The sequence below is a fragment of the Allobosea sp. 117 genome (assembly GCF_000702305.1).
In the GTDB taxonomy this organism is placed as follows: Bacteria; Pseudomonadota; Alphaproteobacteria; order Rhizobiales; family Xanthobacteraceae; genus Ancylobacter.
In genome coordinates this window covers 188,913-210,312 of record NZ_JNLC01000014.1, presented here as the reverse complement: position 1 = coordinate 210,312, position 21,400 = coordinate 188,913, and the positions used below count along the sequence as shown (strand labels likewise).

Sequence of the window (21,400 nt, the reverse complement as noted above, 5' to 3'; positions counted from 1 at the left end):
GTCCCGGATCGGCGTTCCGCCTGCGGCGTCACTTGTCCGGGAAGCAGGTCGCTCTTCGTTTCCCGGACAAGCTGCGCGAAGCGCAGCGCCGATCCGGGACCCAGCGAAAACCCTTTCGCCAAATCCCTCTTACGGCACCGGATCACCTCATGCCCGACACCACGCCCAACCTCGCTCTGCCCCTGCTGGCGGCGGCGCAGGCGCAGAAGCACGTCACCCACAACGAGGCGCTGGTGCGGCTCGATGCGGTGGTCCAGCTCGCCGTCATCGACCGGCGCGCCGCGCCGCCGTCCTCGCCGGCCGAGGGCGACCGCCATCTGGTCGATGCCGGCGCCAGCGGCGCCTTTACCGGCCATGAGGACGAGATCGCCCTGCGCGACGGCGAGGGCTGGAGCTTCCTCGCGCCCCGCGCCGGCTGGCGGCTCTATATCGCCGCCGAGCGCGCCAGCCTGATCCATGACGGCGATGCGTGGACCGACGCGCTCGCCGCGACGCCCGGCGGCGGCGCCTTCGCGCTGCGCGCTTATGAGGCGGAGGTGACGCTCGCCGGCGCCTCCACGGTGGCCGCGCTCGCCATCCCCGACCGCGCTATCTGCCTCGGCGTCGCCAGCCGCACCGCCGAGGCGGTGACCGGGGCGACCTCCTATTCCGTCGGCATCGCCGGCGATACGGCCAAGTTCGGCAGCAGCCTCGGCGTCGCGCCGGGAGCCTCGAACATCGGCGTCATCGGCCCGCAGGCCTTCTATGCCGACACGCCGCTGGTGATCACCGCCGCCGGCGGCGCCTTCACCGGCGGCAAGGTGCGCCTCGTCCTCTACTGCATCGTCCTCGCCGCGCCGCTCTGAACGTTCCACACGGAGAACAGCCATGCCCTACAATCCCGCCAAGGACCCCTGGCGCGGCAGCGCGGTCGCGCCCGGCGGCTTCGGCCGCGACGGCGCGCTGGTGACGCCGGACGACGCCAACGATCTCACCCGCTATGCCCGCATCCGGGTGTTCGTGCCGGCCGGGCTCGCCTCCGCGCAGATCTCGATCCTGCCGGTCAATGCCGCCGATGCCGGCCCGCTCGCTTTGCCCCTGCCGGTCGGGCAGGTCAGCGTGCTCGAATATCTGGTGCGCCGGGTGCGTGCGACCGGCACCACCGCCGGGCTGGTGATCCACAGGATCGACTGAGATGGCCGTCTGCCTTCGCCTCGATCTCGCCCGGCGCCGGGCGACCCCGACGCCGCGCCCGCTCGATCTCGTGCCGGCGGCGCAGGCCTTCGGCCTCTGCCGCCTGGGCTCCGTCTATTCCGGCCCGCTGCTCCGCGCGCGGCGTGCCTCGGACGGCGCGGAGACCGATATCGGCATCGGCGCCGATGGCTGGCTCGATGCCGACGCGCTGCTCGCCTTCGCCGCCGGCGCCGCCGCCTATGTGGCGGTCTGGTACGACCAGAGCGGCAATGGCCGCCACGCGGTGCAGACCAGCGCCGCCGCGCAGCCGCAGATCGCCGGCGGCGGCGCGGTCGCTGCGATCGGCGGACGGCCGGCGCTGAATCTTGCGACCGGTCAGTACTTCACCTCGACCGCCCCGGCGCTGGCCCAGCCCTGCGGCCTCCTCGCGGTGGTCCAGCTTCCGGACTACACCCGCACCTCCGACCAGCATCTCGTCCGCGCGGACGCCGGCACCGGCGCGACCGCCTATTTCGGATCGGCGCGGAACTGGACCGCCTTCGCCGGCAGCGCAGTGACCCATGACGTCGCGGTGGCCGACGGCGCGGCATGCGTCGTCGACGCCGCGTTCAACGGCGCCGCCTCCCGGGTCGGCATCAACGGCGCCGGCTTCGCCGGCAATGCCGGCACGGTGGGGATCGGCGCCAATCCGAACATCCTGCGCGGCGGCGCGCTCGGCACGGCGGTGGTCGGCCTCGTCGGCGAATTCATCCTGTTCACGCGCGACCTCACCGCCGCCGAGGCCTCGCGCATCGGTGCGGCGCTCGGCGCGCCGCGGGGGATTGCCGTGTCATGACGTCCTATCTCGTGTTCCCGAACCTCGATGCGGCGCTGGAGCGCTCGCGTGCCGCCTATCGCGCCGTCGGCCCTGAAGCCGCGCCCGACGCGATCACCATCGCGCTGTGGGAGGCGGTGACGCATCCGCTCGACGGGCGCGCCGCGCTGGTCCTGCCGGCGACGCCGACTGAGGCCGGCATCGGCCTCGGGCAGGGCGCCTATGACGCGCTGCTCACCGCCGGGGAGGCCGCCGCTCGGCTCGCCGAACTGCCGGCCGACTGGCTTCCGCCTGCGAGCTGAGCGCGGAACAAGTCGCCGTGCGCGGCATTCACAGCGGTGACACGTCTCACGCACAGGCGCGCGACTCAGCTATTGTGAGCCGACTGGTGCTTGGTCGTTTCCTTCGGTCCATGATCGGAATACGCCGATGCTCCGTTCGCTCGCGATCGTGCCCCTTGTTGCCGTGCCGGTTCTCGCCGCTCCCTCGGTTCTCGCTCACGACGCACCCTCCGGCTGGCCCTATCCGCCCGCCTGCTGCTCCACCATGGACTGCTATCCGATCAACGGCTCGGATATCGACGAGGGGCGGGACGGCATCGTCGTCAAGGCGACCGGCGAGCTGATCGCCTACTGGTCGCGCAAGCTGAAGCCCTCCGGCGACGGGCAGTACCACCGCTGCTCGCATCAGGGCGACCGCAGCCGCACCACCATCTGCCTGTTCCTGCCAGCGGGCTCGTGATCCGAGCCTGAGAGGCGCCGTCAGGCCCGGCGAGGGCCGACGTATCGGCTCTGATCGCGCCGCCGCGCCACGCGGAGCGCGCACCCTTTTCCGCATTTTCCGATCCGATGGAGAACCCATGGCCGCGTCCTCGTTCGACGCCGCGCTGGCGCGCGTGCTGGTGCATGAAGGCGGATGGTCCGACCATCCGAAGGACCCCGGCGGCACCACCATGAAGGGCGTCACCCAGCGCACCTATGATGCCTGGCGCCGGCGTCAGGGTCTGGCGACGCGCTCCGTCCGCCGCATCGCGAGCGCCGAGGTGGAGGCGATCTACCGCGCGCAATATTGGGACGCGGTGCGCGCCGACGCCCTGCCGGCGGGCCTCGACTATTGCGTGTTCGACGCGGCGGTGAATTCGGGGCCGGCGCAGGCAGCGAAGTGGCTGCAGCGCGGGCTCGGCGTGGCGGTGGACGGCATTATCGGCGAGGCGACGCTGGCCGCCGTATCCGACCGTCCCGTCGTGGCGCTCATCGAGGGCACCTGCGAGCGCCGCCTCGCCATGCTGCGCGCGCTGTCGACCTGGTCGAGCTTCGGCAAGGGCTGGAGCCGGCGTGTCGCCGAGGTGCGGGTCGCGGCCAAGGCGATGGCGGGGCGCGACGAGCCAGCGCCGCCGACCGCGCCGCTGCCGGCCGAGATCGCCAAGGCCCGCGCCTGCGACACGCGCATCGCCCGCACGCCGGAGGGCGCGGGCGGCCTCGTCGCCGGCGCCGGCGGCATTGGCGCGGTGCTGGCCGAGCAGGCCGAGCGCCTCGCCCCCTTCGCCGAGTTTTCGGCGGTCCTGAAATGGCTGTTCGCCGGCCTGTTGATGGCCGGCGTGGCGCTGACGCTGGCGGCGGTCTGGCGCCGCCTTCGGGTCGAGGGCGGGGTTGCGCCGGAGGTACTGGAAGCCTGAACTGGCGCTTGCCGGGCGGTCGCCGCCGGGCAAGGCTGGAGCGCCGGCCGCCCGGCCGCGCCGTCACCGGGGCTCCCTCATGTCGCTGCCGCCCTTCGATCCCTTGCTCGCGCTCGCCGTCTTCGTCTCCACCGCCGCCACGGACACCGTCTATGTGCTGTTCAACGCCGCCATCGTGTCGCGAAGGCGCCTTGCGGCGGCGAACTGGAGCGGCGCCTGGTATCTGCTCTCCGCCTTCGCGGTCATCAGCTACACGCAGGAGTGGATCTATGTGGCCTTCGCGGCCATCGGCTCCTGGGTCGGCGCCTATGCCACGGTGGCGTGGCTGCGGGTGCGCGAGGGGCATGCCTCCTGACACCTTCGGCTGTACCACCTGACAGGATCGCCGCGCGGTGGCATTCTCCCGGTCACCCGCGCTGAGGAAGGCGCGATTCTGGGGGAACTGCCGTGCGCCTGCTCGTCGTCGAGGACGATCCCGATCTCAACCGCCAGATGTTCGAGGCGCTGAGCGACGCCGGCTATGCCGTCGACCGCGCCTATGACGGCGAGGAGGGGCACTATCTCGGCGAGAACGAGCCCTATGACGCGGTGGTGCTCGACATCGGCCTGCCGAAGCTCGACGGCCTCTCCGTGCTGGAGGCCTGGCGCCGCGACGGCAAGAAGATGCCCGTGCTCATCCTCACCGCGCGCGACCGCTGGAGCGACAAGGTGCAGGGCTTCGACGCCGGCGCCGACGACTATGTCGCCAAGCCCTTCCACATGGAGGAGGTGCTGGCCCGCCTGCGCGCTCTGCTGCGCCGCTCGACCGGCCATGCGGCGAGCGAGCTCTCCTGCGGGCCGGTGATGCTCGACACCCGCTCCGGCCGCGTGACGGTGAACGGCCGCCCGGTGAAGCTCACCTCCCACGAATACCGGCTGCTCGCCTATCTGATGCACCATTCGGGCCGCGTGGTCTCGCGCACCGAGCTGGTCGAGCATCTCTACGATCAGGATTTCGACCGCGATTCCAACACCATCGAGGTATTCGTCGGGCGCCTGCGCAAGAAGCTCGACATCGACGTGATCCAGACCGTGCGCGGGCTCGGCTATCTCCTCGTGCCCCCGGAACAGACCCGCTGATCGCGGCCGGGGCGAGGATCATGCGCCGCTCCCGCCACCACTTGCCCCCGGATGCGCGCTGATGCGTCCCGGCTCGCTGGCGATCCGCCTCTTCGTCTCCGCCATCGTCGTCATCGTCGCGGTGCTGCTGCTCGCCGGCTTCGTGCTGTCCTCGGTCTATCGCGACGCGGTGGAGCGCGCCTTCGACCGCCGCCTCGACGTCTATCTCAAGACCATCGTCGCCGACGTCGCCAGCGCCAGCTCCTCGGAGATGCCCGAGCCGGCGACGCTTGGCGACCCGGTGTTCAACTTCCCGCTCTCCGGCTGGTACTGGCAGATCACTCGCATCGACGGAGCGGCGCGCCAGTTCAAGACCGCCCGCTCGCTGCCCGAGGGCACGCTGCCGCTGCTGCTCGACCGCGGCACCCAGGACGATTTCGGCCTGCGCGAGGGCTATGTGCAGGGGCCGGCCGACCAGCGCCTGCGCATGATCGAGCGCCTCGTCGATCTCGGCGAGGACGGGCAGTACGTCGTCGCGGTGGCCGCCGACGCCATGGAGATCGAGGACGAGGTCAGCGGCTTCGACCGCGCGCTGATGGTCACCTTCGGTATCCTCGCCTCCGCCTTCCTCATCGCCCTCCTGTTCCAGGTGCGCTTCGGCCTGAGGCCGCTCAAGCGCATGAGCGCGGGCCTCGCCGCCGTGCGTGCCGGCTCCGCCGACAAGATCGAGGGCAGCTTCCCGGTCGAGATCGCGCCGCTGGTCGGCGAGGTGAACGCGCTGATCGACAGCAATCGCGAGATCGTCGAGCGCGCCCGCACCCATGTCGGCAACCTCGCCCACGCGCTGAAGACGCCGATCGCTGTGCTGCAGAACGAGGCCACCAAGAGCGAGGCGGCCAACAGCGAGGATCCCTTCGCCGCCAAGGTGCGCGAGCAGGCCGAGATCATGAAGAGCCAGGTCGCCCATCATCTCGACCGCGCGCGCATCGCCGCCCGCGTCTCCGTCGTCACCACGGTGGAGGAGGTGGGGCCGATCGTCGAGGGGCTCGCCCGCACCATGGCGAAGGTCTATCGCGGCAAGGGCATCGACGTGGAAGCCGAGGTGCCCGAGGGCATCCGCTTCCGCGGCGAGCGGCAGGACCTCGAGGAGATTCTCGGCAATCTCGTCGACAATGGCTGCAAATGGGCGCTGTCGCTGGTCGAGATCAACGTCGTGCCGCTCCCCGAGACGCAGTTTGGCGAGCGCGCCTTCTTCGAGATCACCATCGACGACGACGGTCCCGGCCTCACCGAGGAGCAGCGCGTCGAGGCGATGCAGCGCGGCAAGCGGCTCGACGAGAACAAGCCGGGCTCCGGCCTCGGCCTGTCGATCGTCGTCGAGCTGGTCGCGCTCTACGGCGGAAAATTCACCCTCGCCACCGCCCCGCTGGGTGGCCTGCGCAGCATCGTGCGCCTGCCGGCGGCCTGATCCCCGGCCGCAACCTGCGGCGAGGGCCTAGGTTTCGCCTGATTCCTCCCGCTTGTTCCCCCCATATGTTGCCGTAACGACCGCGTTGAGCGGGTAAGGGGGATTCATGCGTGCCTATAGCCTTGTTGCCGTCGGTCTGATCGGTGTCACGCTCGCCGGCTGCGCGGAAGCGCCCAAGACGTCTGCGGGTGCCGCCACCGGCGCTCTCGCCGGCGGCATCATCGGCGCCGTGGCAGGCCGCAACGTCGCCGGCGCGGTGATCGGCGCCGCGGCGGGCGGCCTGATCGGCGGCATGATCGGCAACGCGCTGGACCAGGAAGACCAGCGCCGCGCCCGCGAGGCCGAGATCCAGGCGCTGGAGACCGGCGGGCCGGGCGCGCCGGTGAGCTGGCGCGGCGACAGCGGCAATTACGGCACCATCGTCGCCGGCCCGTCCTATGCGCGCGGTGGCTCGCCCAATTGCCGCGAGTTCACCCACACCATCTACATCAACGGCAAGCCGCAGACCGCGCGCGGCACCGCCTGCCGCAACCCCGACGGCACCTGGTCGCCGGTTCAGGGCTGAGCGCGCCCGCGACCCGGCGCCGCAGGTGCCGGGCTCGCCCGCCCCGCAAGTGCCTTCCGCTCGCGCGAGTGTGAGCCTGCGTCAATCCGGCTGAGGTTGTTACGGATTGGCTCGGCGGGTGAGGTCCGGTAACTCAGCGCATTAGAGCATTTTCCGCGAAAGTTGATCGACTTTCGCGATCAGAAAATGCTCCAGCCAATTGAATCGAGAGCACTTTCTTATCGACCAGGTGATTCCACCTGATCGGAAAGGGCTCTAGAGGTTGACTAATGTTGCTGTGGACCGCCTTCGCGCTGATGACCGGCGCCGCCATATTGGCGGTGCTCTGGCCGTTGCGTGCCCGCGCGGTCGGGCCGGCGGCGCCCGATGCGGCGGCTGACCTCGCCGTCTATCGCGACCAGCTCTCCGAGATCGAGCGTGACCGTGCGTCCGGCCTCATCGGCGAGGCCGAGGGCGAGGCGGCGCGCACCGAGATCGCGCGCCGCATGCTGCGGGCGGCGGACGAGACGGCGCCGGTGCCGGACGGCAGCGACACCCGCCGTCGCGCGGCGGCAGTGGTGGCGCTGGTCGGCGTGCCGCTGATCGCCGGTGGCCTCTATCTCGCGCTCGGCTCGCCGGAGCTGGAAGGCCAGCCGCTGGCCGCCCGCCTCGATGCGCGGCCGGAGCAGGCCGATATCGCCGTGCTGCTGCGCAAGGTCGAAGGCCATCTCGAATCCAATCCCGACGACGGCCGCGGCCATGAGGTGGTGGCGCCGATCTATTACCGCCTCGGCCGCGTGGACGACGCCGCGCGGGCGTGGAGCAACGCCATCCGCCTGCTCGGCCCGAATGCGGCGCGCGAGACCGGCCTCGGCGAGGCGCTGACGGCAGCGGCCGGCGGTGTGGTGACGGCCGATGCGCGGCAGGCCTTCGCGCGCGCCGTCGCGGCCGACCCGGATTCGGTGAAGGCGCGCTATTATCTCGGCCTCGCCGCCGAGCAGGACGGCCGCAAGGACGAGGCCGGCGCGATCTGGGGCAAGCTCGCCGCCGATTCCCCGCCCGATGCGCCATGGCTGCCGACCGTGCGCGCCGGGCTCGAGCGCGTCGGCGCGCCGCTGCCTCCTGTGGCAGCGCCCGCCATGCCCGGCCCCGGCGCCGCCGATGTCGCCGCCGCGCGGGACATGACGCCCGAGCAGCGCGCGACCATGATTCGCGGCATGGTCGAGGGCCTCGCCCAGCGCCTCGCGCAGAACGGCGACGACCTCGACGGCTGGCTGCGCCTGGTGCGTGCCTGGAGCGTGCTCGGCGAGGCCGACAAGGCCAAGGCCGCCGCCGGCGACGCCCGCCGCCATTTCGCCGACGACGCCAAGGCGACCGGGCGCATCGACGCGCTCACGCAAGAACTCGGCCTCGGGAGCTGACCCCATGACCCGCAAAGGCCGCCGCCTCGTCCTCATCGGCTCCGCCCTCGGCGTGCTCGCCATCGCCGCCGGGCTGATGCTCTACGCGCTCACCGACACCATCGTGTTCTTCCGCTCGCCGAGCGAGATCGCCGCCGAGCATCCCGCGCCCGGCACCCGGCTGCGGCTCGGCGGCCTCGTTAAGCAGGGCAGCGTCGAGAAGCAGGACGACGCGCATATACGCTTCGTCGTCACCGACGGCGGCGCCGATGTGCGCGTCGGCTATACCGGCCTGCTGCCGGACCTGTTCCGCGAGGGGCAGGGCGTGGTCGCCGAGGGCCAGCTTCTGCCCGACGGCAGCTTCCGCGCCGACAGCGTGCTCGCCAAGCACGACGAGAAATACATGCCGAAGGAGGTCGCGGACGCGCTGAAGAAGCAGGGCGTCTGGAAGGAAGGGGAGGGCGTGCAGTGATCCCCGAGATCGGCCATTACGCGCTCGTCCTCGCCCTGGCGCTGGCGATCCTGCAGACCGTGCTGCCGATCTGGGGCGCGCGCGCCGGCGACGAGGCGCTCATGCGCGTCGGTCCGCCGCTCGCCATCGCCTTCGCCGGCTTCGTCATCCTGTCCTTCGCGGCGCTGGTGGCGGTCTATGTCCAGTCGGACTTCTCGGTGGTGAACGTCGTCGAGAACTCCCACTCGATGAAGCCGCTGCTCTACAAGATCACCGGCACATGGGGGAACCACGAGGGCTCGATGCTGCTCTGGGTCCTCGTGCTGGCGCTGTTCGGCGGCACCGTGGCGCTGTTCGGCTCCAACCTGCCGTCGCGGCTGAAGGCCAACGTGATCGGCGTGCAGGGCTCGATCGGCGTCGCCTTCCTGCTCTTCATCCTGCTGACCTCGAACCCCTTCTTGCGCATGGTGCCGGCCCCCGCCGAGGGGCGCGACCTAAACCCGATCCTGCAGGACATCGGCCTCGCCATCCATCCGCCGCTGCTCTATCTCGGCTATGTCGGCTTCTCGGTGACCTTCGCCTTCGCCATCGCCGCGCTGATCGACGGACGGATCGACGCCGCCTGGGCGCGCTGGGTGCGGCCCTGGGCGCTGGCGGCGTGGGCGTTCCTGACCGTCGGCATCGCGATGGGCTCCTACTGGGCCTATTACGAGCTCGGCTGGGGCGGCTGGTGGTTCTGGGACCCGGTCGAGAACGCCTCGCTGATGCCGTGGTTCGCCGGCACCGCGCTGATCCATTCCGCCGTGGTGATGGAGAAGCGCGACGCCCTGAAGGTGTGGACCATCCTGCTCGCCATCCTCGCCTTCTCGCTCTCGCTGCTCGGCACCTTCCTGGTGCGCTCGGGCGTGCTGACCTCGGTGCACGCCTTCGCCACCGACCCGACGCGCGGCGTCTTCATCCTCGCCATCCTCGTCGCCTTCATTGGCGGCTCGCTGGCGCTGTTCGCCTGGCGCGCGCCGCTGCTGCGGCAGGGCGGTATCTTCGCCCCCGTGTCGCGCGAGGGCGCGCTGGTGCTGAACAATCTGCTGCTCACCGCCTCGGCGGCGGCGGTGCTGGTCGGCACGCTCTATCCGCTGGCGCTGGAGGCCTTCAACGGCGAGAAGATCACCGTCGGGCCGCCCTATTTCAACGTAACGGTCGGCGCGCTGATGCTGCCCGTCGCCTTCGCCATGCCGTTCGGCCCGCTGCTCGCCTGGAAGCGCGGCGATCTCGTCGGCGTCGGCCAGCGCCTGATGGCGGCCTTCGCGCTCGCGCTGGTCGCGGCCGGGGTCGTGGCGGTGGCGACCGAGGGCGGCCCGGTGCTGGCCCCCTTCGGCATCGGGCTCGCCGCCTTCGTGATCCTCGGCGCGGTGACCGACCTCGCCGAGCGCGCCGGGCTCGGGCGGGTGTCGCCCGGCACCATGCTGGCGCGGCTGCGCGGCCTGCCGCGCGCCGCCTACGGCACCATGCTCGCCCATGCCGGCATCGGCATCTGCCTGCTCGGCATCGTCGCGGAAACGAGCTGGAGCTCCGAGCGCATCATCGGCGCCAAGCCGGGCGACGCCTTCCCGGTCGGCGGTTTCGAGCTCCGGCTGGAGCGGCTGGAGCCGCGCACCGGCCCGAACTACCGCGACGTCGCGGCGGTGTTCTCCGTGCGGCGCGGCGGGGTCGAGGAGGGCACCGTCGAATCCTCCAAGCGCATCTTCACCGCCCGCAACATGCCGACCACCGAGGCCGGCATCCGCACCTTCGGCTTCAGCCAGCTCTATGTCAGCGTCGGCGACGAGCTGCCGGGCGGCGGCATCGGCGTGCGCGCCTATTACAAGCCGCTGGTGACGCTGATCTGGCTCGGCGCGGTGGTGATGGCGCTCGGCGGCGCGCTCTCGCTCAGCGACCGGCGCCTGCGCGTCGGCGCGCCCAAGCCCGCCCGCCGCAAGCAGCCGGCCGCCCTGCCGGCGGCGGCGGAGTGAAGGCTATGCGCGCCCCCGCTGCGCGGCTGCTCGCCGGCCTGCTGCTGGCTGCGGCGCTCGCCGCCCCCGCCCATGCCGTGCAGCCGGACGAGGTGCTGGCCGATCCGAAGATGGAGGCCCGCGCCCGCGATCTGTCGCGCGAGCTGCGCTGCATGGTCTGCCAGAACCAGTCGATCGACGATTCCGACGCCCCGCTCGCCCGCGACCTGCGCATCATCGTCCGCGAGCGGCTGAAAGCCGGCGACAGCGACCAGCAGGTGCTCGATTTCCTCGTCGCCCGCTATGGCGAGTTCGTGCTGATGCGCCCGACCTGGCACGGCGCGAACGTGCTGCTCTGGCTGGCGCCGTTCGGCGTGCTCCTCGCCGGGATCGCCGGCGTGCTGCTCTATGCGCGCCGGCGCGGCGCCGGTCCCGACCGCCAGGCTCCGCTTACGCCGGACGAGGAGAGGCGGCTCGGCCGCCTCATAGACGAGGCCGGCGGCAAGGCCCCCGCCGACCTTACGAAACTTTAACGCGCCCGCCAGTTTGCGTTAAGGCGACGGCCCCTAACGTCCCCGTCAACACTGCCCGCAGGAGGCAGCAAGAGTGACGAACGAGGACGTTCCCATGCCGCGCAACGCGCTTCCCGAATCCACCCAGAAGACCTCGACCCTGCGCAAGAGCCGCAGCCGGCTGCTCGCCGGCGTGTTCACCCTCGCCCTCGCCGGCGGGACGATCGGCGCCTATGTGCTGCCGCAGACGGTGACCCCCGCGCTCGCCCAGATCACCACCAGCCAGCCGGCCGGCACCTTCTCCTTCGCCGACATCGTCGAGAAGGTCTCCCCCGCCGTCGTCAGCGTGAAGGTGAAGAAGGACGCTCCCGACGAGATGGCGGCCGGCGATGACGAGCCCGGCGCGCAGAACGTTCCCCCGCAGATCGAGCGCTTCATGCGCCGCTTCGGCTTCGGTCCGGGCCAGGGTGGCCCCGGCGCCGAGCGTGGTGGCCCCGGCCGTCCCGGCCCGCATGGCCGCGTGGTCGGTCAGGGCTCCGGCTTCTTCATCTCCGCCGACGGCTATGTCGTGACCAACAACCACGTGGTCGACGACGCCTCCGAGGTGGACGTGACCACCACCGACGGCAAGACCTACACCGCCAAGGTGATCGGCACCGATCCGCGCACCGACATCGCCCTGCTGAAGGTCGAGGGCAAGAGCGACTTCCCGTGGGTGAAGCTCGCCGGCGCCGCCCCCCGCGTCGGTGATTGGGTGATCGCGGTCGGCAATCCGTTCGGCCTCGGCGGCACGGTGACGGCGGGCATCGTCTCGGCGCGCGGCCGCGACATCGGCTCGGGTCCCTATGACGACTTCCTGCAGATCGACGCCCCGATCAACCGCGGCAATTCCGGCGGCCCGACCTTCGGTCTGAACGGCGAGGTCATCGGCGTGAACACCGCCATCGTCTCGCCCTCGGGCGGCAATGTCGGCATCGCCTTCGCGATCCCCTCGGAGACCGTCTCGCAGGTGGTCGATGCGCTGAAGTCCGGCGGCTCGGTGGCGCGCGGCTATGTCGGCGTGCAGATCCAGCCGGTCAGCGACGACGTCGCCGACGCGCTCGGCCTCAAGGACGTGCAGGGCGCGCTGATCGCGCAGGTTCAGTCCGGCACGCCGGGCGAGAAGGCCGGCCTCAAGGCGGGCGACATCGTGACCGCCATCGACGGCGTCAAGATCAAGGACGCCCGCGAGATGTCGCGCAAGATCGCCCAGCAGAAGCCGGGCACCAGCGTGAAGCTCGACGTGCTGCGCGACGGCAAGCCGACCACGGTCAGCGTCACCCTCGAGCAGCTCCCGAACGAGGTCGCCTCCAACGACCGCCGCGGCGGCTCGGATGAGGGCGAGCAGGGCACCCGCGACGTGCCGCGCCTCGGCCTGTCGCTGGCGCCCGCCAAGGGCGTCGCCGGCGCCGGTGATCTGGGCGTGGTGGTAACCGAGGTCGATCCGAACGGCCCGGCCGCCGATCGCGGCATCAAGTCCGGCGACGTGATCCTCGACGTCGGCGGCAAGCCGGTCTCGACCCCGGCGGATGTCCGTGCCGGCCTCGCCGAGGCCCGCAAGGAAAACCGCAAGGCGGTGCTGATGCGGGTGAAGTCCGAGCAGGGCACGCGCTTCGTCGCGATCTCGCTCGGCAATCCGCGCGGCTGATTTCCATCGGGGCCGGCTGCGGCCCGTTCCGTCGCCCCTTGGGTTGCAGCCGGACCGATAGGCGCACGGGGAGCTCGCGAGGGCTCCCCGTGCTGCTTCCAGAGACTGACGTTACGAAAGAGCCCGTCCGAACCACGCATCCGATAGGCGCACGGCGCGAAATGGCGTACATGGTCATGAGCACGAATCCCGCCCACATAAGCTCCGCCCCGTCGACGACGACGTCCGATTATCAGCCGATCGAGCGCTCGCTCGTCGCTCCGAACGCCGAAGATTTCACGATGCGCCTACTCGTCGTCGAGGACGACCGCGACGCCGCCGATTATCTCCGCAAGGCCTTCCGCGAGGCGGGCCACGTCGTCGACCACGCGGCGGATGGCGAGGAGGGCCTCGTGCTGGCGCTTGACGGCGGCTACGACGTGCTGATCGTCGACCGCATGCTGCCGCGCCGCGACGGGCTTTCGCTGGTCGCCGAGCTGCGAGGACGCGGCGACAAGACGCCGACCCTCATCCTCTCCGCGCTCGGCCAGGTCGACGACCGCGTCACCGGCCTGCGCGCCGGCGGCGACGACTATCTGCCCAAGCCCTATGCCTTCTCCGAGCTGCTCGCGCGCGTCGAGGCGCTGGCGCGGCGCGGCGGGCCGCAGGCGGCCGACACGGTCTATCGCGTCGCCGATCTGGAGCTCGACCGGCTCGCCCATCGCGTCACCCGGGGCGGGCAGGAGATCGTGCTGCAGCCGCGCGAATTCCGCCTGCTCGAATATCTCATGCGGCACGCCGGGCAGGTGGTGACCCGCACCATGCTCCTGGAGAATGTCTGGGACTATCATTTCGATCCCCAGACCAACGTGATCGACGTCCACGTGTCGCGGCTGCGCTCCAAGATCGACAAGGGCTTCGAGCCGCCGCTGCTGCACACGGTGCGCGGGGCGGGGTACATCGTCCGTGACATCGCTCGGTAGGCTGTTCCGCACCACCGCGTTCAAGCTGATCGCGGCCTATCTCGTCGCCTTCGCGCTGTTCGCCGCCTCGGTCATCGCCTATCTCGGCTGGCACACCCAGCGCCTGGTCATCAGCCAGGCCACCGAGGCGATCCAGAACGAGTCGCAGATTCTGGAAGAGCAGTACCGCGTCGGCGGCATCAACCGGCTGGTGCAGGTGGTCAGCCGGCGCGCTCGCGCGCCGGGCGCCGGGCTCTATCTGCTCACCTCCTTCAACGGCGAGCCGCTGGCCGGCAACGTGCTGAACCTGCCGCTGCACTTCCTCGAATCGCCGGGCTGGAAGGAGATCGAATATGTCCGCTCGGAGGAGGCGCGCGGCGCCCCCAGCCGGGCGCTGGTCAAGGTTCTCTTCCTCCCCGGCGAGTTCCGCGCGCTGGTCGGGCGCGACATCGTCGAGCGCGAGGAACTGCGGCGCATCATCATCCAGCCGGCGCTCTGGGGGCTGGTGGTGCTGGTGGTGCTCGGCCTCGCCGGCGGCGTGTTCGTCACCCGCCGCGTGCTGAAGCGCATCGACCAGATGACCGCGACCTCCGAGACCATCATGGCCGGCAACCTCGCAGGCCGCCTCGCGGTCGACGGCACCGGCGACGAGTTCGACCGGCTCGCGCTGAGCCTCAACGCCATGCTGGAGCGCATCGAGGCACTGATGATGGGGCTGAGGGAGGTGACCGACAACATCGCCCACGACCTCAAGACGCCGCTCACCCGCCTGCGCAACCAGGCCGAGGACGCGCTGCGCACCGCCGGCAAGGATGAGGAGTGGCGCGCCGCCACCGAGCGCACCATCGAGGAATCCGACGGGCTGATCCGCATCTTCGACGCGCTCCTGATGATCGCCCGCGCCGAGGCCGGGCAGGCGCGCGAGGCGATGGTGGTGTTCGACCTCGCCGAGACCGCGACCAATGTCGCCGAGCTCTACGAGCCGGTCGCCGACGAGGAGGGGCTCGACCTCGTGGTGGAGGTGCAGCCGCCGCTGCCGGTGCGCGGCGCCCGCGAGCTGATCGGGCAGGCGCTGTCGAACCTCATCGACAACGCGATCAAATACAGCCGCCCGGACCTGCCCGCGACGCGGAACAAGGTCACCATCACCGCGAGCCGCGAGGGAGCCCGCGCGCGCCTCGTCGTCGCCGATCAGGGCGCCGGCATTCCGGAGGCCGACCGGGTGCGCGCCCTCGAACGCTTCGTGCGGCTGGAGGCGAGCCGCACGCAGCCGGGCTCCGGCCTCGGCCTGTCGCTGGTGGCGGCGGTGGTGCATCTGCATGGCGGCACCATCGCGCTGGAAGACAACGCGCCGGGCCTGCGGGTGGTGATCGAGCTGCCGCTCGAGGAAACGCCGCCGGCGTGATCTCCCGCCGGCACGGCCGGGACAAGCCCGGCCATGACGATGCACCGAGGTGCGGTGAGCCCGGCAGGCGGCAGCCCTTCACAAGCGTCGGGGCTGCACTTTGGAAAGGAGTGTGCTGTAAAATTGGGCAGGCCAGCCAGAGAAGGAGACCGGATGCCGGGAAGACGCGGGGCAGGAGCCGATAGCGGCGGGGATATGCTCGCCTCCCGCATGGTCGAGGCGCCGCGGCTTCGCGAGCCGGAACATGCGAGCGGACAGCTCGCCGACGCGATCGCCGCTGCCCCGGCCAAGGTCCGGACCGGCCTTGGAAAGCTCCTCGCGGCACACCCGACCGCCCGCACCGTTCTCGAATCGGTGGCCGAGAACGCTCCCTTCCTCACCGACCTGATCCGCGCCGATCCGGCGCGGCTCTTCCGCATCCTCTCCTCTGATCCGGTGGCGGGCCTCGCCGCCGCGCGGGCGGGCGCGACGCAGCGCGCCGGCGCCACCCGCGACGAGGACGAGCTGATGCGCGAAGTCCGGGCGCTGCGCGCCGAGACCGCGCTGACCGTCGCGCTGGCCGACATCGGCGGCACCTTCGACCTCGACGCGGTGACCGGCGCCCTCACCGACACCGCCGATACGGCGATCGCCGCCGCCGTCGGCTTCCTGATGCGCGAGGCGGTGGCGGCCAAGAAGCTGCGCAAGGTGGTCGGCCCGAACGGGGAGGGGTCCGGCTATGCCGTCATCGCCATGGGCAAGCACGGCGCCCATGAGCTGAACTATTCGAGCGACGTCGATCTCGTCGTCGTCTACGACCCCGCCGCCCCGCTCGCCGGCAGCGTCGAGGCCGCGCCATTCTTCGTGCGGCTGACCAAGCAGCTTGTGCGCCTCATCCAGGAGCGCACCGGCGATGGCTATGTCGCCCGCGTCGACCTGCGCCTGCGGCCGGACCCGGCCTCGACGCAGATCGCGCTCTCGATCGACGCCGCGCTCGACTATTACGAGCGCGAAGGCGCCACCTGGGAGCGCGCGGCCTATATCAAGGCGCGCCCCATCGCCGGCGACATCGCCTTCGGCTACGCCTTCCTGCGCCAGCTCCAGCCCTTCGTCTGGCGCCGCGCGCTCGACTATGCGGCGGTCGCCGACGTGCACGCCATGAAGCAGGAGATCCACGCCTTTCGCGGTCACGCGGCGGTGGCGGTGGAAGGCCACAACGTCAAGCTCGGGCGCGGCGGTATCCGCGAGATCGAGTTCTTCGTGCAGACCCAGCAGCTCATCGCCGGCGGCCGCGATCCGGCGCTACGCTCGCCGCGCACGCTGGAGGCGCTGGACCGCCTCGCCGCCGAGGGGTGGATCGTCTCGCAGGCGCGCGACGAGCTCCACGAGGCCTATCTCTATCTGCGCCGCGTCGAGCACCGGCTGCAGATGGTCGCCGACGCGCAGACCCATTCCCTGCCCGAGGACAAGGAGGAGCTGGCGCGGTTCGCGCTGTTCATGGGCTACAAGTCGCGCGACGCCTTCGCCAAGGCGCTGGTCGAGCGGCTCACCCGCGTCCAGCACCACTATTCGAAGCTGTTCGAGGGCGCCCCGCCCCGCGCGGCGATCGAGGGGCGCCTCGAATTCCCGGCGAAGGCCGACGACCGCGAGACGCTGGCGACGCTGCATCGCCTCGGCTATGCCGAGCCGAAGGCGGCCAGCGCCATCGTGCGCGGCTGGCGGGCCGGACGATACCGCGCGCTGAAGAACCCCACCGCGCGCGAGCATCTTTCCGCCATCGTGCCGCTGCTGCTGGACGAGCTGGCGCGCGGCGGCGCGCCGGACGCGGCGCTGGTGGCGGCGGACCGCTTCCTGCAGGAGCTGCCGGTCGGCGTGCGGCTGCTCTCGGCGCTCGCCCGCAATCCCGATCTGGTGCGGCTGCTGGCGACCATCCTCGGCACCGCGCCGCGCCTCGGCGAGATGCTGGCGCACCGTCCGACCCTGATCGACGCGCTGCTCGATCCCGCCTTCTTCGGCGCTTTGCCGGACGAGGCGGCGCTGGAGGCGCGGCTCGCCGCGCTGCTCGCCGATGCCGAGGACGAGGAGGACCTGCTCGACCGCGCCCGCCGCTTCCGGCAGGAGCAGCACGTGCTGATCGGCGTGCGCATCCTCTCCGGCACCCTGCCGGCGGCGCAGGCGGGCGAGGCCTTCGCGCGGCTCGCCGACGTGCTCATCCGCGCGCTCCACCGCTCCGTCGTGGAGCGTTTCACCGAGGCGCACGGCGCCTTGAAGGGCGCCGAGGTCGCGGTGCTCGCCATGGGCAAGCTCGGCGGGCGCGAGATGACCGCCGGCTCCGACCTCGACCTCATCGTGCTCTACGAGTTCGACGACAAGCACCCGGAATCGGCGGGGCCGCGCAAGCTCTATGGCGCGCAGTATTTCGCGCGGCTGACGCAGCGGCTCGTTTCCGCGCTCACCACCCCGACCAATGCCGGCCAGCTCTATGAGGTGGATCTGCGGCTGCGCCCCTCCGGCCGGGCCGGGCCGGTGGCGACGCGGCTTTCCGGCTTCGTCACCTATCAGAGCGACGAGGCCTGGACCTGGGAGCATATGGCGCTCACCCGCGCCCGCGTGGTCTCCGCCTCGCCGGCCTTCCGGAAGAAGGTGGAGGCGGCGATCGCCCGCGTGCTGCGCCGTCCGCGCGATGCGGCCCGCACCGCCGCCGATATCCTCGACATGCGTGGCGCCATCGCCGACGACAAGGGCGACAGCGAGCGCTGGGACCTGAAATATGCACGCGGCGGCCTCGTCGATATCGAGTTCATCGCCCAATATCTCGTCCTCGCTCACGCCGCGGGGCACCCGGACATCATCGACACCGCGACCGCGCGGGTGATCGCCAACGCCACGCGGGCCGGGCTCATCGACGCGCAGGACGGGCAGTTGCTGGGCGATGCCTGCCGCCTGCTGCACGACCTGACGCAGGTGCTGCGGCTCGCCGTCTCCGCACCCTTCAAGCCGGCCGAGGCGAGCCCGGCATTGCGCCGCCTGCTCGCCCGCGCCGGCGCCATGCCGGACTTCTCGACGCTGGAGGCGCATTTGGCGGAGACGCAGGCGCAGGTGCGGGCCGCCTTCGAGCGCCTGCTGGAGGCACCGGCGGCCAAGCGCCGGCGCAAGCGCGCCTAGAGCGTTTTCGAGCCAAGCGGACACCGGTTCGCGCGGCGTGTCGCTTACCTTGGTCTTCCTCTAAACTAGGATCGGCACGTCCGCGCCAAGCCGGACGGCGAGAGCTCTTTCCGATCAGGTGGAATCACCTGATCGACAAGAAAGCGCTCTCGATTCAATTGGCTGGAGCATTTTCTGATCGCGAAAGTCGATCAAACTTTCGCGGAAAATGCTCTCGGGAGGAAGACATGCATCGTTCCACGATCCTGATGGCCTGTGCGCTGGCCGGTGCCGCCGCCGCGACCGCCGGACTTTCGCTCGCCGGCGCCCAGACGCCGGCCGCCGGCTTCTACACGCAGGATCAGGCCAGCCAGGGCATGATCCTGTTCAACGACAACTGCGCGCAATGTCATCGGCCAGATCTGACCGGCGCCCTGGGACCGGCGCTGATCGGCAAGGCCTTCCTCGACAAATGGGGCAACCAGCCGCTGTCGAATCTCTACGGCTTCGAGCACAGCGCCATGCCGGCGACCAATCCCGGCTCGCTGCCCGATTCCACGCTGCTGCCGATCACCGCCTACATCCTGCAGAAGAACGGTCTGCCGGCCGGCGACAAGCCGTTCGACAAGACCATGCTCTCGCGGACGCTGACCGCGCCCTGAGGCGCCGGGTGCTCAGGCGGTGACGTCCTCCAGCGAGGCGCGGTAGGTCCGGCCCAGCCGGCCATTGAGCGGCAGGCGGACGATCACCGTGGTGCCGGAGCCTTCCGTGGAGCGGATGCGCATGGTGCCGCCATGCAGCTCGATCAGCGACTTGGCGATGGCGAGGCCGAGGCCGCTGCCCTTGTAGGTCTTGGTGAACTGGCTCTCGACCTGCTCGAACGGCTTGCCGATCTTGGCGAGCGCGCCCTTCGGGATACCAATGCCGGTATCCTCCACCACGAACAGCGCCGACTGCTTGGTGAGGCGCGTGCGCAGCGCGATCTGTCCGCCTTCGGGCGTGAACTTGATGGCGTTGGACAGCAGGTTGAGGGTGATCTGCTTCAGCGCCCGCTTGTCCGCCTCCAAGGTGACGTCGGCATCCACCTCGGTGACGACGGCGAGCTTCTTCTCCTCGGCGCGCACGGCCATGACGCGCACCGCATCCGCCACCACCTCGTCGAGCCGCATCGGCTGCATGTTGAGCTGCACCCGGCCGGCCTCGATGCGCGACATGTCGAGAATGTCGTTGATGACGTCGAGCAGATAGCGCCCGCTGTCGCGGATGTCGCGGCAGTATTCACCGTACTTGTCGCAGCCGAGCGGGCCGAACAGGCCGCTTTCCATCAGCTCCGAGAAGCCGATGATGGCGTTGAGCGGGGTGCGCAGCTCGTGGCTCATATTGGCGAGGAATTCTGACTTCGCCCGGTTGGCCTGCTCGGCCCGGGTCTTCTCGTCGGCGTAGTTCTGCGCCAGCTCGGCGAGCTGCTGGGCCTGGAATTCGAGCGTCTGCTGCGATTTGCGCAGGTCGGCGACCAGCGCCATCAGCCGCTTCTCGCTCTCCATCAGCCGCTCTTCGTGGCGCTTCAGCGCGGTGATGTCGGTGCCGACCGAGACGAAGCCGCCGTCCTTGGTGCGCCGCTCAGCGATCTTGAGCCAGCGGCCGCTCTCGATCTGCGCTTCGAAGGCGCGAGCACCTTCCTCCGGCCGGTCCTCGGATTTCAAGGGAGTGCGCACCACCGGCTGGCGCGCATGGCGGGCGATCGCCTGATAGGGCGTGCCGGGCAAGGTGAGCTCGTCGGCGAGACCGTGCAGCGACTGGAACTTCGAGTTGCACATCACGAGGTGGTTGAAGCTGTCCCACAGCACGAAGGACTCGGAGATGGTCTCGATGGCGTCGCGCAGGCGTATGTCTGCGGTGGCGGTGCGCTCGGCGAGGCGCTGCTCCTCGGTGACGTCGACAGCGATGCCGACGAGATGCGGCGGCTCGCCATTGGCCTGCGCCACCACCTCGGCGCGGGCGCGCAGCCAGAGCCATTCGCCTGCGGCGTTCTTCATGCGGAAGATGCGGTCGATGATGCGCCCCGGCTCGCTGGCGATCTCCTTGGCGAGCTCGTAGAGGTTGACGTCGTCCGGATGGATCAGCGCGCTCACCTCGCCGAAGGAGATGAGCTCGTCGCGCGGCTCGTGGCCGAGGATCTCGAACATGGAGTCTGACCAGAACATCCGCCCGCGGCCCATGTCCCAGTCCCACAGGCCGCAGCGCCCGCTGCTGAGCGCGGTGTCGATGCGCTCGCGCACCGTGTCGTAGATGTTGTCGGCTTCGCGCGCCCGCGTCGCCTGCCAGTGGAAGGCGAAGCCGAGGATCAGCAGCACGGCGCCGGTAGTGGTGAGCAGCGTGACGGTGAGGATGGTGTCGGATCGCCAGGTGGCGAGCGCGGTGCGCACCGGCTGCAGCGCCATCACCTGGCCCGTGCCGTTCGGCAGGTTGCGGACCGTGGCGAAGACGGGCGTGCCGTCGCCCAGCGCGACGTCGAGCACGCCGGCATTCTCGGCGAAGACGGCGAGGGCCTGGATGTTGGCGAGCAGGTCGCTGAAGGCGGCGACGCCGCGCGCCGCGCCGTCATGCACGGCGACCACACGCCCGCCGCCGTCGATCAGCGCGAAGCGCCGGCCGCTTTCGGCGGCGCGCGGCGGCAGCGCGTTCTGCAACTGCTGCTCGGGCGAGGCGTCGTTCCCGGAGCGGCCGACCTGATGGGCCGTCGCCAGCACGAACAGGGCGAGCTGGTCCTTGGCGTCGGCGACGGCTTCGGCATGATGCGCGCGGATCTGGATGACCGCGGCGACCGCGACGATGACGGTGAAGGCGACGATCAGGGCGGGAACGGTACGGCGCAGGATGGGTTCGGCGTCGACCAGCCGTTGATAGGCTGGTTTCGCCACAGAGCGTGCCAGCCCTCGCATGGCCTGCACACGCGCAGACGCGCCCGCAGCGTTGGCGCGTGCCATCGCCGGCCTCCCCCGAAGTCCGTATTACTGTCCCACGTGAACGGAGGGACGTGCCGCATCTCTCCGAATCACTACGATTTGAATCGAATCGTCGGCACCAGTCCAGAGTCCTTGAGAGTCAAGTTACCGTTTCG

At 70.6% G+C, this 21,400-nt stretch carries 20 protein-coding genes; 19 read left to right on the top strand and 1 reads right to left on the bottom strand.

What is annotated here, in order from left to right; translation table 11 throughout:
• The first annotated feature begins 149 nt into the window (after positions 1–149).
• The 19 genes from U742_RS0114130 to U742_RS0114040 all read left to right on the top strand — a co-directional run bounded on the left by U742_RS0114130 (position 150) and on the right by U742_RS0114040 (position 18,941).
• Complete coding sequence (locus tag U742_RS0114130; protein ID WP_029354098.1) at positions 150–845, top strand: DUF2793 domain-containing protein; 696 nt, start codon at positions 150–152, stop codon at positions 843–845.
• Positions 846–867: 22 nt separating this feature from the next.
• On the top strand, positions 868–1,173 hold the full coding sequence (locus tag U742_RS0114125; RefSeq protein ID WP_029354096.1) for a spike base protein, RCAP_Rcc01079 family: 306 nt from the start codon (positions 868–870) through the stop codon (positions 1,171–1,173).
• A 1-nt stretch (position 1,174) separates the two neighbouring features.
• A complete protein-coding gene (locus tag U742_RS22565; RefSeq protein ID WP_051661176.1) occupies positions 1,175–2,008 on the top strand; it encodes an arabinofuranosidase catalytic domain-containing protein in 834 nt (277 codons plus the stop codon).
• Positions 2,005–2,289, top strand: coding sequence for a hypothetical protein (locus U742_RS0114115; RefSeq protein ID WP_029354092.1), 285 nt, complete (start codon positions 2,005–2,007; stop codon positions 2,287–2,289). Before U742_RS22565 ends, U742_RS0114115 begins: the two co-directional genes overlap by 4 nt.
• 127 nt (positions 2,290–2,416) lie before the next feature.
• Positions 2,417–2,728 carry a hypothetical protein gene (locus U742_RS0114110; protein WP_051661175.1) on the top strand — a complete coding sequence of 104 codons (312 nt, stop codon included), beginning with the start codon at positions 2,417–2,419 and terminating at the stop codon, positions 2,726–2,728.
• Between the two features lie 118 nt (positions 2,729–2,846).
• Positions 2,847–3,662 carry a glycoside hydrolase family 108 protein gene (locus U742_RS0114105; protein WP_029354088.1) on the top strand — a complete coding sequence of 272 codons (816 nt, stop codon included), beginning with the start codon at positions 2,847–2,849 and terminating at the stop codon, positions 3,660–3,662.
• A 79-nt stretch (positions 3,663–3,741) separates the two neighbouring features.
• Positions 3,742–4,017: a hypothetical protein gene (locus tag U742_RS0114100; RefSeq protein ID WP_029354086.1), complete on the top strand. Its 276-nt coding sequence runs from the start codon at positions 3,742–3,744 to the stop codon at positions 4,015–4,017.
• A 92-nt stretch (positions 4,018–4,109) separates the two neighbouring features.
• The gene (locus U742_RS0114095) at positions 4,110–4,781 is read left to right on the top strand and encodes a response regulator transcription factor (protein ID WP_029354084.1); all 672 of its coding nucleotides are present in this window, start codon (positions 4,110–4,112) and stop codon (positions 4,779–4,781) included.
• Positions 4,782–4,842: 61 nt separating this feature from the next.
• Positions 4,843–6,228 (top strand): ATP-binding protein, encoded by a 1,386-nt coding sequence (locus U742_RS0114090; protein WP_029354082.1) that lies wholly within the window; start codon positions 4,843–4,845, stop codon positions 6,226–6,228.
• Positions 6,229–6,334: 106 nt separating this feature from the next.
• On the top strand, positions 6,335–6,793 hold the full coding sequence (locus U742_RS0114085) for a glycine zipper domain-containing protein (protein WP_029354080.1): 459 nt from the start codon (positions 6,335–6,337) through the stop codon (positions 6,791–6,793).
• Between the two features lie 269 nt (positions 6,794–7,062).
• Positions 7,063–8,193, top strand: coding sequence for a c-type cytochrome biogenesis protein CcmI (gene ccmI, locus U742_RS0114080; protein WP_029354078.1), 1,131 nt, complete (start codon positions 7,063–7,065; stop codon positions 8,191–8,193).
• Positions 8,194–8,197: 4 nt separating this feature from the next.
• Positions 8,198–8,644: a cytochrome c maturation protein CcmE gene (gene ccmE / locus U742_RS0114075; RefSeq protein WP_029354077.1), complete on the top strand. Its 447-nt coding sequence runs from the start codon at positions 8,198–8,200 to the stop codon at positions 8,642–8,644.
• Positions 8,641–10,632, top strand: coding sequence for a heme lyase CcmF/NrfE family subunit (locus U742_RS0114070; RefSeq protein ID WP_029354075.1), 1,992 nt, complete (start codon positions 8,641–8,643; stop codon positions 10,630–10,632). The genes ccmE and U742_RS0114070 overlap by 4 nt, the downstream gene beginning before the upstream one ends.
• A 5-nt stretch (positions 10,633–10,637) precedes the next feature.
• Positions 10,638–11,144: a cytochrome c-type biogenesis protein gene (locus U742_RS0114065; RefSeq protein WP_029354073.1), complete on the top strand. Its 507-nt coding sequence runs from the start codon at positions 10,638–10,640 to the stop codon at positions 11,142–11,144.
• Between the two features lie 94 nt (positions 11,145–11,238).
• Positions 11,239–12,810, top strand: a complete 1,572-nt coding sequence (locus tag U742_RS0114060) for a Do family serine endopeptidase (protein WP_029354071.1) — start codon at positions 11,239–11,241, stop codon at positions 12,808–12,810.
• A gap of 281 nt (positions 12,811–13,091) precedes the next feature.
• Positions 13,092–13,772, top strand: a complete 681-nt coding sequence (locus U742_RS0114055; protein WP_029354069.1) for a response regulator transcription factor — start codon at positions 13,092–13,094, stop codon at positions 13,770–13,772.
• Positions 13,756–15,156 carry a sensor histidine kinase gene (locus tag U742_RS0114050; RefSeq protein ID WP_029354067.1) on the top strand — a complete coding sequence of 467 codons (1,401 nt, stop codon included), beginning with the start codon at positions 13,756–13,758 and terminating at the stop codon, positions 15,154–15,156. The genes U742_RS0114055 and U742_RS0114050 overlap by 17 nt, the downstream gene beginning before the upstream one ends.
• Before the next feature lie 195 nt (positions 15,157–15,351).
• Positions 15,352–18,300, top strand: a complete 2,949-nt coding sequence (locus U742_RS0114045; protein WP_248310365.1) for a bifunctional [glutamine synthetase] adenylyltransferase/[glutamine synthetase]-adenylyl-L-tyrosine phosphorylase — start codon at positions 15,352–15,354, stop codon at positions 18,298–18,300.
• A 227-nt stretch (positions 18,301–18,527) separates the two neighbouring features.
• Positions 18,528–18,941 carry a c-type cytochrome gene (locus U742_RS0114040; RefSeq protein WP_051661174.1) on the top strand — a complete coding sequence of 138 codons (414 nt, stop codon included), beginning with the start codon at positions 18,528–18,530 and terminating at the stop codon, positions 18,939–18,941.
• A gap of 12 nt (positions 18,942–18,953) precedes the next feature.
• Here U742_RS0114040 and U742_RS0114035 read toward each other — a convergent pair whose 3' ends face one another.
• Positions 18,954–21,266, bottom strand: a complete 2,313-nt coding sequence (locus U742_RS0114035) for a PAS domain-containing sensor histidine kinase (protein WP_197028259.1) — start codon at positions 21,264–21,266, stop codon at positions 18,954–18,956.
• Between the last annotated feature and the right edge of the window lie 134 nt (positions 21,267–21,400).

What these genes read in the sequence shown, in the direction of transcription:
- U742_RS0114130 (WP_029354098.1), top strand. Translation starts at nt 150, where the DNA reads ATGCCCGACACCACGCCCAACCTCGCTCTGCCCCTGCTGGCGGCGGCG.
- U742_RS0114125 (WP_029354096.1), top strand. Translation starts at nt 868, where the DNA reads ATGCCCTACAATCCCGCCAAGGACCCCTGGCGCGGCAGCGCGGTCGCG.
- U742_RS22565 (WP_051661176.1), top strand. Translation starts at nt 1,175, where the DNA reads ATGGCCGTCTGCCTTCGCCTCGATCTCGCCCGGCGCCGGGCGACCCCG.
- U742_RS0114115 (WP_029354092.1), top strand. Translation starts at nt 2,005, where the DNA reads ATGACGTCCTATCTCGTGTTCCCGAACCTCGATGCGGCGCTGGAGCGC.
- U742_RS0114110 (WP_051661175.1), top strand. Translation starts at nt 2,417, where the DNA reads ATGCTCCGTTCGCTCGCGATCGTGCCCCTTGTTGCCGTGCCGGTTCTC.
- U742_RS0114105 (WP_029354088.1), top strand. Translation starts at nt 2,847, where the DNA reads ATGGCCGCGTCCTCGTTCGACGCCGCGCTGGCGCGCGTGCTGGTGCAT.
- U742_RS0114100 (WP_029354086.1), top strand. Translation starts at nt 3,742, where the DNA reads ATGTCGCTGCCGCCCTTCGATCCCTTGCTCGCGCTCGCCGTCTTCGTC.
- U742_RS0114090 (WP_029354082.1), top strand. Translation starts at nt 4,843, where the DNA reads ATGCGTCCCGGCTCGCTGGCGATCCGCCTCTTCGTCTCCGCCATCGTC.
- U742_RS0114085 (WP_029354080.1), top strand. Translation starts at nt 6,335, where the DNA reads ATGCGTGCCTATAGCCTTGTTGCCGTCGGTCTGATCGGTGTCACGCTC.
- ccmI (WP_029354078.1), top strand. Translation starts at nt 7,063, where the DNA reads ATGTTGCTGTGGACCGCCTTCGCGCTGATGACCGGCGCCGCCATATTG.
- ccmE (WP_029354077.1), top strand. Translation starts at nt 8,198, where the DNA reads ATGACCCGCAAAGGCCGCCGCCTCGTCCTCATCGGCTCCGCCCTCGGC.
- U742_RS0114065 (WP_029354073.1), top strand. Translation starts at nt 10,638, where the DNA reads ATGCGCGCCCCCGCTGCGCGGCTGCTCGCCGGCCTGCTGCTGGCTGCG.
- U742_RS0114060 (WP_029354071.1), top strand. Translation starts at nt 11,239, where the DNA reads ATGCCGCGCAACGCGCTTCCCGAATCCACCCAGAAGACCTCGACCCTG.
- U742_RS0114055 (WP_029354069.1), top strand. Translation starts at nt 13,092, where the DNA reads ATGCGCCTACTCGTCGTCGAGGACGACCGCGACGCCGCCGATTATCTC.
- U742_RS0114045 (WP_248310365.1), top strand. Translation starts at nt 15,352, where the DNA reads ATGCTCGCCTCCCGCATGGTCGAGGCGCCGCGGCTTCGCGAGCCGGAA.
- U742_RS0114040 (WP_051661174.1), top strand. Translation starts at nt 18,528, where the DNA reads ATGCATCGTTCCACGATCCTGATGGCCTGTGCGCTGGCCGGTGCCGCC.
- U742_RS0114035 (WP_197028259.1), bottom strand. Translation starts at nt 21,266, where the DNA reads ATGGCACGCGCCAACGCTGCGGGCGCGTCTGCGCGTGTGCAGGCCATG.